The following is a 12,370-nucleotide window of genomic DNA, read 5'->3' as shown; positions in this document are numbered from 1 at the left end:
TGTTCGTTCCTGCGGGGTAAAGAATGAAAGCCTGGAGCTGAAATTACTCAGCAACGACCTTCTGCTCTTCGGGGCGGGTGATCTTGGTGCGCATGATGGTCTCGTTGAGACTCAGCTGGCGATCAAGTTCCTTGGCGGTTTCCGGCTTGGCGGTGAAGTTCACCACAGCGTAGATACCTTCGGACTTCTTCTTGATGTCGTAAGCGAGGCGACGGCGGCCCCAGATGTCAACCTTTTCGATGGTTCCACCATCGGTGGTGATGACATTGAGGAACTTCTGAAGCGACGGCTCTACGGTACGCTCTTCGACCTCGGGGTCGATGATTACCATCAATTCGTAAGGACGCATATGTGAACCCACCTCCTTTGGGCTAAGCGGTTACGGCATTTCCGTAACAGGAGGTTCATTTGCGATGAACAGTGCTGCTGACCGCTTCCAGAAGCGGAAGCAGGGCGCAGCACAGACTTCAATATCTTAGTCCATTTCCCGCCCCTAAGCCTATTCGGCGTGTCGGCTGCGCGGAACGGCTTGCCTCGCCTATGTGGATAACTTTGGCGGCTCAGGCAGACTGAACCCATGACCGTCCTCAAATCCGTCGCACTCTTCATCCTCGCGGCAGTCGCCGAGATCGGCGGGGCCTGGCTCGTGTGGCAATCAGTCAGGGAGGCCAAACCGTGGTGGTGGGCGGGCCTCGGTATCGCAGCCTTGGGTATCTACGGTTTCGTCGCAGCGTTCCAGCCTGACGCACACTTCGGCCGTGTCCTCGCAGCATACGGAGGAGTGTTCATCGCCGGATCATTGGCTTGGGGAATGCTCATGGACGGATTCCGCCCGGACCGTTGGGACGTCATCGGCGCCATGATCTGCATCCTGGGCGTCGCCGTCATCATGTTCGCGCCCCGGTCTGGCAGTTGAGCCGTCGAAGGCAGCTAAGCCGTCACGCTGCGCAGCTTTCTGGACGGTCCGACGTCGGGATCCCCCGGATTTCCGGGTCGCAGCTCGACGCCGGACGCTAAAAGTCTGCGTGGCGTGACGCCGGGGCGTGCCGGCCCCCGTGCCATGATCTGACTATGAACGCCCCAGCAAAGAACCACCGCCCGAAGTCTGCCCGAGCCAAACGTTCGCAATTGCGGTTTTGGCTCATGATCGTCACAGGCGTCATTGCGGCCGTAGCGACCGGAATATGGGGTCAGTGGACCTACGCGCCTGCCGCGGGCTGGGCGGTGGCCGCTGCGGTGTATAACGTTTTCGTCTGGGCCGTCATCACCCCCATGAAAGCCGAACAAACGAGAAGCCATGCCACGCAAGAAGATCCACGGCGCTCCACCGCCGACCTCCTCATCCTGTGTGCCGCCGTCGGTTCGCTCGCCGCCGTCGTGCTGGTGATGATCGGCGCCAAGGACGCGCACGGATTCGACAAATTCATGCTCGCCCTGCTTGCCCTCGTTGGTGCAGCGGCGTCTTGGCTCCTGGTGCACACCCTCTTCACGTTGCGCTATGCCGAGGTGTACTACACGTCCGATCCACCCCAAGGCATCGAATTCAACCAGAAAGAACCGCCGCAATACACGGATTTCGCGTATATGGCATTCAGCCTGGGGATGACCTACCAAGTCTCGGACACGTCGATCACCACCAGGGCAATGCGGTCCGCCGCTTTGCGGCACAGCCTGCTCGCCTACGTTTTCGGCGTCGGGATCCTGGCAACCACCATCAACCTCGTAGTGAGCCTCGCTTCCTGAGCAGGGCCGACGCCAGGCTAAATCGCCGTCCGGAAGAACAACTCCGCCACCGTGGCCAGGTGGCGGGGGTCCTCAACGCCGCACAGCTCGCGTGCCGAGTGCATCGACAGAAGGGGCACCCCGACGTCGACCGTCCGGATTCCCAGGCGGGTAGCCGTGAGGGGACCGATGGTAGAGCCGCACGGGACGTCATTGTTGGAGACGAACTCTTGGTAAGGGACTCCCGCCTCGCCGCAGAGCCGGGCCCAGAATGCCGCGCCGGTGGCATCCGTGGCATAGCGCTGGTTGGCGTTGATCTTGAGAAGCGGTCCGCCGTTGAGGATGGGCCGGTTGGCGGGATCGTGCCGCTCGGGGTAGTTGGGGTGGACGGCGTGGCCGGCATCCGCGGAAACACAGAACGACGCCGACAACGCCTGGCGCCGTTCGCTCACCGTCGCGCCGAATCCGTCGGAGATCCGGGTGAGGATGTCTTCAAGGATGGGTCCGCAGGCACCGGAGCGCGAGGCGGAGCCGACTTCTTCGTGGTCGAAGGCGGCCAGGACCGCGATGGGCCCCCCGGCTGGCGCACCCGCGGCTGCGTGCGCGATGAGTGCCGCAAGCCCGGCGTGGGTCGAGGAGAGGTTGTCGAGACGTCCTGACGCGAAGAACTCGCCCTTGGCGCCGAACTGCTCAGGCGCCTGGGTGTCCGCGACGACGATGTCATAGCCGCCGATCTGCGCGGGATCCACGGAAGCCCCGGCCACGGAGTCCGCCAGGATTGCCAGGACGTCCGCGGAATCGGGATCGCCGAGGCCGAACACCGGGTTCATGTGCTGTTGCTTGTCGAGCGTGAGGCCGTCATTGACGGCCCGGTCCAGGTGGATGGCCAACTGCGGAAAGCGCAGGAGCGGTCCGGTAGCTGTGAGGTGCTGGGTGCCGTCCAGCATCACGAGCCGCCCCGCGAGCCGAAGCTCACGGTCCAGCCAGGAGTTCAACAAAGGGCCGCCGTAGACCTCGACGCCGGCCTGGAGCCAGCCGAACTTTCCCGTCGTCGGCTTGGGCTTGAGCTTGAAGGATGGAGAATCCGTGTGGGCGCCAAGGATGTTGAATGCAGTGGTCGGAGTTGCGCCTTCGGGCGTCACCCAAGCGATGAGGGCTCCGTCCCGGATCACGTAGAAACTGCCGGCTCCGCCTTCCCATGGCTGAAGTTCATCAAGGGCCGCGAAACCGGCCGCATCGAGCCGGCGCGCGGCCTCGTTGACGGCGTGGAAGCTCGACGGCGATGCGCCCACATACGCGCCAAGGTCCTGGATGTGTTCTGCAGCGGAGTTCGAAGGCATGGCTCCGAGTCTAGCCTCGGCGACGGACGACGCGGCCTCGAACCGGCAGTCCTAGTAGTCCGGGTTGCTCGGGATCACGAGTCCTGTTTCGTACGCGTAGACCACCACTTGGACCCTGTCGCGCAAGTGCAGTTTGGTGAGGATCCGCCGCACGTGGGTTTTGACCGTGGCCTCGGACAGAAAGTACTTGTGGGCGATTTCCGCGTTGGACAGCCCTCCCGCGATAGCTTCCAGCATCTCGGTTTCGCGGGGCGTCAATTCGTCGAGCAGCGGATCACGGGGCTGGGCTATGGCCTGGCCGGGCATACGACCCCCGCGGACGTAGGTTTCCAGGAGCCGCTGGGTGACCCTCGGAGCCACCACGGCGTCGCCGCTGGCCACAAGCCGGACGCCCTGGACCAACTCGGCAGGTGCAACATCCTTGAGCAGGAATGCGGAAGCCCCTGCCTGCAGGCCGGAGAAGGCATATTCATCGAGGTCGAAAGTTGTCAGGATGATGATCCTGGCGTTGGATGCCGAGGCCGTGATCCGCCGTGTGGCTTCGATTCCATCCACGGCAGGCATCCGGACGTCCATGAGCACCACGTCCGGTTCCAATTCCTCGACCCTCCGCACTGCTTCGGCGCCGTCGGAGGCTTCGCCCACTACCTCAAGGTCGTCTTCGCCTTCCAGGATGAGCCGAAACCCCATGCGCAGCAGGGGCTGGTCGTCCACCAGCAGAACCCTGATCGGAGCATTGTCAGTCATGATTTCCCCTTGTCGCCATTCCAGTTCAGCTCCGCATGGACGCGCCACCCGCCGTGTATTCCAGGACCGGCATCCACGGTTCCAGCATAAATTCCCGCACGTTCACGCATCCCCGCGATGCCCTGGCCCGTTCCCAAAGCCGCCTCTTCGGTGCCCGGATCCCGGGAGCCCCGGCCGTCGTCGAGCACTTCAATGGTGACCGAGTCGCCCTCACGCACGATCCTCACATCCACGTGGCTTGAGGAACGCCCGTACCTGAGCACATTGGTCAGGGACTCCTGCACGATCCGGTAGACGGTGAGCTGGAACGCCGGGTCTTCAGGAAGGGCCGGGCCCGTGTGTGAATAGTGCAACGGCAGCCCTGCCGTCCGGAATCCATCGAGCAGCTTGCTCAGGTCGTGCCCGGAAACCAACGGCTCCAAAGGCGCCGGGCGGGCTGAGTCGTCGCGCAGCACGCCGAGCACGCGGCGCATGTCGGCCAGCGCGGCCCTGCCGGTGCGGGACAGTTCGCCAAGCACCTCTCCCGCGCGCTCAGGATCCTTCTTGACCACGACGGCGGCGCCGTCCGAGAGGCTGATCATGACAGTGAGGGAGTGGGCCACGACGTCGTGCATCTCCCGGGCGATCCGGTTGCGTTCGGTGACGGAACCCAAGCGGGCCGTGCGTGCTGCCCAGGCCCTGATTTCGCTCTCGTGCTCACGCCGCTGCCGCACCGAAATGCCGATGCCGGTGGCGATCAGGTTGGACAACAAAATGCTGACCGCGGCGGCGATGTTGCTGATGAGGTGGAAATTCTCCGGAACCGCCTCTCCGTTGGATGGGGTCGCCGGACTGATCCACATGAACAGGTACACGAGGGTCAGCGGCAGGCTCGCCGCGCCAAACACCGTCAACGCGTATCTCCGGGTCCTCGCCACGGCCACGGCGTACAGCGCGAACCACAATCCCGCGGAGACATTCGAACCCCAGGGATTCAACAGCGTCACGGCCACTTCGAGGACCGCAACGGCCGCCGTGACACTCAGCGGATTGCGGCGTCGAAGGAACAGGATGGCTGCAATTGCAACGAGCAAAAATGCGGCGAACCACTTGCCATCCACAATGGAGTTGATGAATGTGGGCAGTGCCAGCAGCGAATAGCAAAGCACCACCACCGCGTCCGTGACCCGCGGGTGCTCAAAGAGATAGCGGCGGATCCTGCCACGGCGGCGCAGCGTGATTTCAGCAAAGGACGCGTCGGCCACGTGGGCCGACGCGTCCTGTGCTGGCAACTCTTCACTCATGGCTTGAGCCTAGTGGCCTTGCCTGGAGTGGGCGTCCCCGGCTTGCCAATCAGACGATCGCGAATCAGACGTCGCGCTTCTTGAGCACAATGAGGGCCGGAACCATGAACAAGATGACGTAGCCAAGGAACACGAGGCCGCCCGCCCATGGGTCAAGGATGCCGTCCGCGTGGCCGATCGACAAGAAGCGGCCCCCGGCGTCACTGGGCAGGTACTGCGGGACGTACTTCCAAAAGTCTCCCGGTGCCAAGCTGAGGAACTGCCCGGCGAACGGGAGGACGAACATGATGCCCACCAGGACGGTAATGCCGCCCGCAGAGTTCTTCAGCAGTGTTCCGAGCGAGAGGCCGATCAGCGCAACGCCGGCGACGTACAAGCCACCGGTGAAGACGCTGTAGAGGACACCATCCGTGCTCCAGCCAAGGTCAAGGCCGAAGTTGGCGAACATGGGCGACGCCAGGAGGAAGGTCACGATGCCGGCCACAACCGAAAGGACATAGGACACCACAACCAGGACCACGGCTTTGGCACCGAAGGTGGAGAGCCGGCCCGGCGCGGCGTTCATGGTTGAGCGGATCATGCCGGTGGCGTACTCGGAAGCAACGAAGAGTACGGCCAGGGAACCTAGGACGAGGATGCCGATGTTGAGTCCGGCGTTCGGCAGGTTGTAAAGATCGAACCCCGATCCGGGCGGGAAGGAGGCAACGGCTTGCTGCACCGTTTCCTTGTGACCCTGCCGGCCGACTTCGACCATCTGGTTGATGAAGTTCCAGCGGACCAGGGCGGACAACAGGCCGATGCCGACGATGGCCACGAAGGTCAGGACCAACAGGAGCTTGGTGCTCAGGAGGGTCCTGAACTTGATGGATTCGGAGTTCAGTATCCGGAGGAAGGTGACGCCACCGGTCCCGGCTGACGGGTCCGCAGGTTTCTTGTTGATGGTGGTGCTCATGACTGGATCCCTTCCATGGTGGCAGCGGATGTGGCGCCGACGCCGGCGGGGCTTCCGTCCAGGGGCCCGACTGGTGCTGCCGGTCCGCCGGTGATGTGCGAGTGGTATTCCACCTCGTCCTTGGTCAGCTGGAAGTAGGCCTCTTCCAGCGACGACGTGAGCGGAGTGAGCTCGTAAACCAGTACCCGGTTGTCGAGGGCCAGTTCGGCGATGCGGAGCGGCTCGACTCCGTACACTTCCAGGGTTTCACGTTCGTTCTGCTCCACCCGGACGCCGTCGCGGGCCAGCAGCTCGGACAATCGCGTTGTCTCCGAGGTCCGGACCAAAGTGCGCTTGCGGGACTGGCTCTCAATCAGCGCATCCACCGTGGTGTCTGCGATGATCCTGCCGCGACCGATCACAATGAGGTGATCCGCGGTCTGGGCCATCTCGGACATGAGGTGGCTGGAAATGAAGATGGTCTTGCCCTGGCTTGCCAGGTAGCGTGCAAGGTTCCTGACCCATTGGACGCCCTCGGGGTCCAGTCCGTTGACCGGTTCGTCGAGGATGAGCGTCTGGGGATCACCGAGCAGCGCGTTGGCGATGCCAAGCCGCTGGCCCATGCCGAGGGAGAACCCTCCGGCCTTCTTCTTGGCAACCGCGGTGAGGCCTGTCATCTCAATGACTTCCTCAACGCGCGAGTTCGGAATCCCATGGGTGGCGGCCATGGCGCGCAGGTGGTTGTACGCGCTGCGGCTGGTGTGCACCGCCTTGGCATCGAGCAGAGCGCCCACCTCGTGGAGCGGGGCTTTGTGCTGGGAGTAATGCTTGCCGTTGACAACGACGTCTCCCGACGTCGGGCGGTCGAGACCCATGATCATGCGCATGGTGGTGGACTTGCCGGCGCCGTTCGGGCCAAGGAAGCCCGTGACTTTCCCGGGCTGTACGGTGAAGCTGATTCCGTCCACGGCTGTCTTTGCGCCGTAGACCTTCCTCAACCCTGTTGCCTCAATCATGGAAGCGTTCCCTCCGCTTGCTGCAGCTGTGTGGTGACTGTAGGTACAACGCTAGCCACCGGCACGGCGGAATTCGCCGGTCTCAGGGATGATTCAGGGGCCGGTCAGGGTAGTCCCTATGGATGATGCCCGCTGCGGCCAGGCCTTCCCGGGGACTGGGAAAGCACTAGGAAAGCGGCGAATACACCCGTAGGGCCCGCCGCTTCACGGTGAACTCCGCGGTCCACACACCGGGCAACGGCTCGCCGTCGACCGCAATCACGAGTGGCTCACCGATCGCTTCAATACTGCACTCCGCGGCTTCGCTGAGGTGGGTCACTTTGGATGTACTCACGGTTCCGGTGAGGACCGCCCACAGGAGGCGCAGCCGTGCAAAAGGCTCATCGGCCGTGACCATGCGGATGTCCAGGACGCCATCGTCAAGGACGGGACGCGTCAATGGCGCGAGGTCCCGCGGGTAGTAGCGGCCGCGGCCCAAGTAGAGGATCCATAACTTGTGGGGGACACCGTTGATCCGGAGGGTGGTCGGCGTTGCTGCACCGAAGGTGCGCAGGCCTGCGACAAGTCCCGCGAGGGGCTTCCCCAAGGCGGGCTGCAGCCGTTCGCGTCGCCGCACCAAGTTGGGGTAAACGCCGACGCTTGCCGTATTGAGCATGATGAGCTCAGTGGTCTCGTCCTTGCCATCGACGCCGCGGCCCGCGCTCACATGGCCCAGGTCCGTCCATGCTGCTGCTCCCGTTTTGGCGGCTTTGAGGGCCCCTTCGAGGGACCGGGCGTCAACGTCACGTGCGAAATGGTTGAGTGTTCCGCCGGGCAGCACCAGCAAGGGCAGCGAGTGCTCGACGGCGGCCGCCGCTGCGGTACCGACGGTTCCGTCGCCGCCCCACACGCCCAAAGCCTTCGTCCCGGGCCGGCCTGCCGCGGCCTGGATTTCGGCAGCCACGTCATCGCCATCGGAAATGATGCTTATATACGCCTTGGGGAATATCTCCCGAAGCTCGGTTTCGGTCTCAGGCGAGTAGGAACCGCCAAGGGCGTTGACCGCAATGCTCAGCCCCTCGCCGTCGCCGACAGCGGGCGCGTCGGCCGGTGAACGCTCCGTGGCAGGAACGGGAGGCCGGGACGGCCACCATTTTCGGGTCAGGAGGGCCGCTCCGGCGCCGATCGCCGAGCCGAGAACCACATCGGAGGGCCAGTGGGCGCCTGTATGAACCCGGGAATATGCCACACCCGCCGCAACAGGGGCCAGAACTGCACCAAGGCGGGGATTCACCAGCGCGACGCCAAGCGTGAATGCCACGGCAGAGGCCGAATGGCCGGAAGGCATCGAGGAGCTTGTGGGCTGCGGGTTGACAAAACGGAAGACCGGAAGATGCTCGGGCAGCGGCCGCGCCCGCGGAAGCAGCGTCTTGAAACCGAGGTTGGTGACGGCCGACGCAACACCAAGGGCCAGTAGGCCGTGAATCGCTGCGTTGCGGGGCTTGCCCGGAAATGCCGCGCAGACGCCAGCGACGGCAAACCAGAGCTTGCCCTTGGTAGCGGCCTCCGAGAGGTTCTTCAAAACGGTGTCGTGCTGGCCCTCAGGCCACCGCGAGACCGCCCGGACCGCTGCCCGATCGAGTCGCGCTATCCGTCCTGGTCCCCATCGCAGCATGCTTCGCATCCCACCAGCCTATCGGCGGGCTCGTTAGGATGTGGGATGGCAAGGGTCGCTCTTCCCCGCAAGCGTCGCAAGCGGCACGGAAAGCAGAATGTCACATAGGGTAAACCATCAGGTAGCACTCGGCATGCTCCAAGACAGCGACCATAGTCTTCGGGCATGCTCTCAAAGCCTCAACTCATCAACAGCGGCATCGGGGTGGCCGTCATCGGCATTGCCGCCGGCGCCTTCTTCGTACTGAACGGTGTGCCGCAAACGGCAGCCGACACCACCGCCCGCACCGTCGCGGTCAGCGCTGTGGACCTTTCCGCCGTCTCCACGGCGAGCGGAAACGTCTCGCCCGCAAGCACCACGGTCATCAACGCCCAGAACTGCACCGGGCCGATCGCCACGGTCTCCGCCGTGACCGGTCAGCAGGTCACGGCCGGGCAGGTGCTGGTCACCATTGATCCGACGAACGCCCAGAACGCCCTGGCGGTTGCCCAGGCCCAGCTGGATTCTGCCGCGGCGCAGGCAAACCAACAGCAGGCTTCAGCCAACAACCAGGTAGCTTCGGCGAGCCAGAGCCTGGCCAACGCCCAGCAAACGGCCAACCTGGACGCGAGCCAGCAAGCCAGCGCCGTGGCCGCCGCCCAGACAGCCGTGAACAATGACAATGCGACTGTCGCTGCGGCCCAGACCGCTGCCAGTGCCCAGCCCAACAGCCAGCCCGCGCAGAACGCGCTCAGCGCGGCACAGGCCCAGCTGGCGAAGGACAACCAAGCACTGACCCAGGCAGCCAACCAACAAGCCAGCTCGGCCCTCAAGGACAAAGAGCAGATCGCCTCGGCCGCGACGGCCCTCAATTCCGCCCAGAGCGGCGGAGGCGCCACGTCCAACACCACGTCTGCCCAGATAGCAGTCGACACCGCAACCAAGAACCTCGCGTCCTGCTCACTCGCGGCTCCGGTTTCAGGAACTGTCACCGCCGTGAACGCTGTGGTCGGAGGCAACGCCGGAAGCAGTTCCGGGTCTTCCGGGTCCGGCTCTTCCGGAGCTTCCGGTTCCTCGAGCAGCACTTCCGCAAGCGCCGCGAGCACATCGTCCTCAGGGCTGATCACCATCAGCGACACCGCGCACCTGCAGGTCATCGCCAACTTCGCCGAATCCGATATTGCCGCCATGAAGACCGGCGACTCGGCCACCTTCACCTTCCCGGCACTCAAGACCGACCCCTCCGCGGCACCGGTCACCGGTACCATCACGGCAATCGCCCAGAACGCCACAACCACCAACAACGTGGTCAGCTACCCCGTGACGATCTCCATCAAGAACCCCCCGGCTAACCTCCGGCTCGGCCAGAGCGCAAACATCTCCGTGACCACGGCGACTGCCAAGAACGCCTTGGCGGTGCCATCGCTGGCCATCACCACCACCGGAACCAAGCAGACAGTCAACGTGATGAAGAACGGGACCACGACGGCGGTGACCGTCACCACCGGGATCACGGACAACGGCCGCACCCAGGTGCTCACCGGACTCAGCGCCGGGGATCAGGTTGAACTCCCGGCCATCTCCTCCACCCTGGACACCACCGGCACTACCGGTCGAACCGGGGCGGGCGGATTAGGCGGAACGGGTGGATTCGGTGGCACAGGCGGCGCCGGAGTTACCGGCGGCAACGGTGGCACACGTGGAAACGGCGGGTAAGCAGCCGTGAACGACGCTGTCATCCAACTGGACTCCGTGAGCAAAATCTATGGCAAAGGGGAGGCCGAAGTACGGGCACTTGATTCCGTCAGCATCTCCATTGACCGAGGCGACTTCGTAGCCATCATCGGCGCGTCGGGCTCCGGAAAGTCCACCATGATGAACATCATCGGTTGCCTCGACGGCGCCACCCAGGGGACCTATCACCTGGACGGCATCGATACCGGGACCCTGGACGAATTCCAGCTCGCGCAGATCCGCAACCGGAAAATCGGCTTCGTCTTCCAGAACTTCAACCTCATACCGCGCACGCGGGCCGTGGACAACGTCTCCATGCCGCTCGCCTACGCGAAAGTGCACCGCAAGGAACGGCGCGAGCGGGCCTTGGAAGTGCTCGGTTCGGTGGGGTTGGCGGAACGGGCCGACCACAAGCCTTCACAGCTCTCCGGTGGACAGCAACAGCGTGTTGCCATCGCCCGGGCGCTCGTGACCAACCCGGTGCTGCTGTTGGCCGACGAGCCTACGGGAGCCTTGGACACCAAGTCTTCGCACGAAATCCTGGATCTCTTTGAGTCCTTGCACGCCAACGGCCGGACCATCGTGATGATCACCCACGAGGCGGACGTCGCGGCGCGGGCCAACCGTGTTGTGCGGTTCCAGGACGGGCACATCATCGAGGACCACAGGATCCGCGCCGTTAATGCGCATCCTGTAGCGACGGCGGTGCCGGCATGATGATCGCCGAATCCGTCCGCTTCGCCCTGACCGGGGTGATGGCCAACAAGATGCGCTCCATCCTCACCACCCTGGGCATCTTGATCGGCATCGCCTCCGTCATCGTCCTGCTGGCCGTGGGCGCCGGAACCTCGAACGCCATCAAAGCCCAGATCGGCAAGCTGGGAACCAACGTGCTGACCGTGAGCCGCCAGACGACGGCGGGCGGCCGCGCAGCAGGCGGCGGACAAGCCGTCACCGGTCCGCGGTCCCGTGGCACCAACCTCTCGCTCCAGGACATGGCCGCGCTGACGGATCCCGTCATGGCACCCGACGTCGCCGCGACGGCGCCGGTGGTCACGGCACAGAACGTCACGGGTACCTACCAGGACGCAACCCACGCGATCGCAACGTTCGTGGGGACCACGCCGTCGTACTTTTCCATTTCGAACGACACGCTCGCGGCAGGGTCCTACTTCAGCGACGGTGACGCCAGCAACGGCACCGCAGTGGCCGTGATCGGCAATACCGTTGCGCAGGACCTGGTGGGCAGCTCGGTGGCCTCGGCCGTGGGGCAGACGATCGCCCTCAACGGCCAGAACTTCGTGGTCTCCGGTGTCCTCGCCCAAAAGGGGTCCTCGGGCCTCAACGATCCTGACGACATTGTGGTGATCCCCTACAGTGCGGCCCAGGACAAGTTCACCGGATACTCGCCCTCGCTCGCCTCCATCACTGTCCAGGCGAAGTCAGCGGACGTGATGAACCAGGCCCAGAACGAGGTTCAGATGATCCTCGATGCCAGGCACAACGTCACCTCCGCCAACCGCGATTATCAAGTGCGCAACCAGGCGCAGATCCTCACGACAGCCACCACCACCACGGCCACGCTGACCATCCTCTTGGGTGCCGTGGCCGGCATTTCGCTTCTGGTGGGCGGAATCGGCGTCATGAACATCATGCTCGTCACCGTCACCGAACGTACCCGCGAAATCGGCATCCGCAAGGCAATCGGAGCCTCGCGGGGCAGCATCGTGAGCCAGTTCCTGATCGAATCGCTCATCATTTCGCTGATCGGCGGGGTGCTGGGAATTGCCGCGGGCTACATCGGCAGCGCCTTCCCCCTGCTGGGAACGCAACCCGAAGTCCAGTGGTGGACCGTGTGGCTGTCGTTCATGGTGTCCGCGGCGATCGGCCTGGTTTTCGGAATCTATCCGGCCAACAAGGCGGCGAAGCTACGGCCGATCGACGCCCTGCGGTACGAATAACCG

Annotated in this window: 12 protein-coding genes; 5 read left to right on the top strand and 7 right to left on the bottom strand. The window is 64.1% G+C overall.

All coding sequences use genetic code 11. The annotated features are described in order from the left end of the window. Nucleotides 1-43: 43 nt before the first annotated feature. On the bottom strand, nt 44-349 hold the full coding sequence (gene rpsF, locus AB0O52_RS14785) for a 30S ribosomal protein S6 (RefSeq protein ID WP_028267876.1): 306 nt from the start codon (nt 347-349) through the stop codon (nt 44-46). 228 nt (nt 350-577) lie between these two features. On the opposite strand from rpsF, the gene AB0O52_RS14780 reads away from it, so the two are divergent. Both AB0O52_RS14780 and AB0O52_RS14775 read left to right on the top strand, forming a co-directional pair. Then, on the top strand, nt 578-916 hold the full coding sequence (locus tag AB0O52_RS14780) for a YnfA family protein (RefSeq protein WP_364538775.1): 339 nt from the start codon (nt 578-580) through the stop codon (nt 914-916). Between the two features lie 155 nt (nt 917-1,071). Beyond that, nucleotides 1,072-1,743, top strand: a complete 672-nt coding sequence (locus AB0O52_RS14775) for a DUF1345 domain-containing protein (RefSeq protein WP_364538773.1) — start codon at nt 1,072-1,074, stop codon at nt 1,741-1,743. 17 nt (nt 1,744-1,760) lie between these two features. On the opposite strand, the gene AB0O52_RS14770 is transcribed toward AB0O52_RS14775, so the two are convergent. From AB0O52_RS14770 to AB0O52_RS14745, 6 genes are all read right to left on the bottom strand, one after another. Next, nucleotides 1,761-3,062 (bottom strand): M18 family aminopeptidase, encoded by a 1,302-nt coding sequence (locus tag AB0O52_RS14770; RefSeq protein WP_364538771.1) that lies wholly within the window; start codon nt 3,060-3,062, stop codon nt 1,761-1,763. A 51-nt stretch (nt 3,063-3,113) separates the two neighbouring features. Then, on the bottom strand, nt 3,114-3,809 hold the full coding sequence (locus tag AB0O52_RS14765; RefSeq protein ID WP_364538769.1) for a response regulator transcription factor: 696 nt from the start codon (nt 3,807-3,809) through the stop codon (nt 3,114-3,116). Continuing rightward, a complete protein-coding gene (locus AB0O52_RS14760; RefSeq protein WP_364538767.1) occupies nt 3,806-5,092 on the bottom strand; it encodes a sensor histidine kinase in 1,287 nt (428 codons plus the stop codon). The genes AB0O52_RS14765 and AB0O52_RS14760 overlap by 4 nt, the downstream gene beginning before the upstream one ends. Before the next feature lie 64 nt (nt 5,093-5,156). Next, a complete protein-coding gene (locus AB0O52_RS14755; protein ID WP_364538765.1) occupies nt 5,157-6,044 on the bottom strand; it encodes an ABC transporter permease in 888 nt (295 codons plus the stop codon). Continuing rightward, nucleotides 6,041-7,039: an ABC transporter ATP-binding protein gene (locus AB0O52_RS14750; RefSeq protein ID WP_364538763.1), complete on the bottom strand. Its 999-nt coding sequence runs from the start codon at nt 7,037-7,039 to the stop codon at nt 6,041-6,043. The genes AB0O52_RS14755 and AB0O52_RS14750 overlap by 4 nt, the downstream gene beginning before the upstream one ends. 166 nt (nt 7,040-7,205) lie before the next feature. Further along, the gene (locus AB0O52_RS14745; protein ID WP_364538761.1) at nt 7,206-8,702 is read right to left on the bottom strand and encodes a phosphatase PAP2 family protein; all 1,497 of its coding nucleotides are present in this window, start codon (nt 8,700-8,702) and stop codon (nt 7,206-7,208) included. Nucleotides 8,703-8,858: 156 nt separating this feature from the next. Between AB0O52_RS14745 and AB0O52_RS14740 the strand changes: the two genes are divergently transcribed. The 3 genes from AB0O52_RS14740 to AB0O52_RS14730 are packed head-to-tail and all read left to right on the top strand — an operon-like array spanning nt 8,859 to nt 12,367. Continuing rightward, nucleotides 8,859-10,388, top strand: coding sequence for an HlyD family efflux transporter periplasmic adaptor subunit (locus AB0O52_RS14740; protein ID WP_364538759.1), 1,530 nt, complete (start codon nt 8,859-8,861; stop codon nt 10,386-10,388). A gap of 6 nt (nt 10,389-10,394) precedes the next feature. After that, complete coding sequence (locus tag AB0O52_RS14735; protein ID WP_364538757.1) at nt 10,395-11,123, top strand: ABC transporter ATP-binding protein; 729 nt, start codon at nt 10,395-10,397, stop codon at nt 11,121-11,123. Then, complete coding sequence (locus tag AB0O52_RS14730; RefSeq protein WP_364538755.1) at nt 11,120-12,367, top strand: ABC transporter permease; 1,248 nt, start codon at nt 11,120-11,122, stop codon at nt 12,365-12,367. Before AB0O52_RS14735 ends, AB0O52_RS14730 begins: the two co-directional genes overlap by 4 nt. Nucleotides 12,368-12,370 lie beyond the last annotated feature (3 nt).

This window comes from Arthrobacter sp. NPDC080073 (assembly GCF_040686575.1).
Taxonomy (GTDB): domain Bacteria; phylum Actinomycetota; class Actinomycetes; order Actinomycetales; family Micrococcaceae; genus Arthrobacter.
The sequence above is the reverse complement of the archived record's forward strand: the minus strand, read 5'-3'. Positions and strand labels throughout refer to the sequence as shown.

Coding starts and splice junctions, on each gene's coding strand:
- rpsF (WP_028267876.1), bottom strand. CDS start 349: ATGCGTCCTTACGAATTGATGGTAATCATCGACCCCGAGGTCGAAGAG.
- AB0O52_RS14780 (WP_364538775.1), top strand. CDS start 578: ATGACCGTCCTCAAATCCGTCGCACTCTTCATCCTCGCGGCAGTCGCC.
- AB0O52_RS14775 (WP_364538773.1), top strand. CDS start 1,072: ATGAACGCCCCAGCAAAGAACCACCGCCCGAAGTCTGCCCGAGCCAAA.
- AB0O52_RS14770 (WP_364538771.1), bottom strand. CDS start 3,062: ATGCCTTCGAACTCCGCTGCAGAACACATCCAGGACCTTGGCGCGTAT.
- AB0O52_RS14765 (WP_364538769.1), bottom strand. CDS start 3,809: ATGACTGACAATGCTCCGATCAGGGTTCTGCTGGTGGACGACCAGCCC.
- AB0O52_RS14760 (WP_364538767.1), bottom strand. CDS start 5,092: ATGAGTGAAGAGTTGCCAGCACAGGACGCGTCGGCCCACGTGGCCGAC.
- AB0O52_RS14755 (WP_364538765.1), bottom strand. CDS start 6,044: ATGAGCACCACCATCAACAAGAAACCTGCGGACCCGTCAGCCGGGACC.
- AB0O52_RS14750 (WP_364538763.1), bottom strand. CDS start 7,039: ATGATTGAGGCAACAGGGTTGAGGAAGGTCTACGGCGCAAAGACAGCC.
- AB0O52_RS14745 (WP_364538761.1), bottom strand. CDS start 8,702: ATGCGAAGCATGCTGCGATGGGGACCAGGACGGATAGCGCGACTCGAT.
- AB0O52_RS14740 (WP_364538759.1), top strand. CDS start 8,859: ATGCTCTCAAAGCCTCAACTCATCAACAGCGGCATCGGGGTGGCCGTC.
- AB0O52_RS14730 (WP_364538755.1), top strand. CDS start 11,120: ATGATGATCGCCGAATCCGTCCGCTTCGCCCTGACCGGGGTGATGGCC.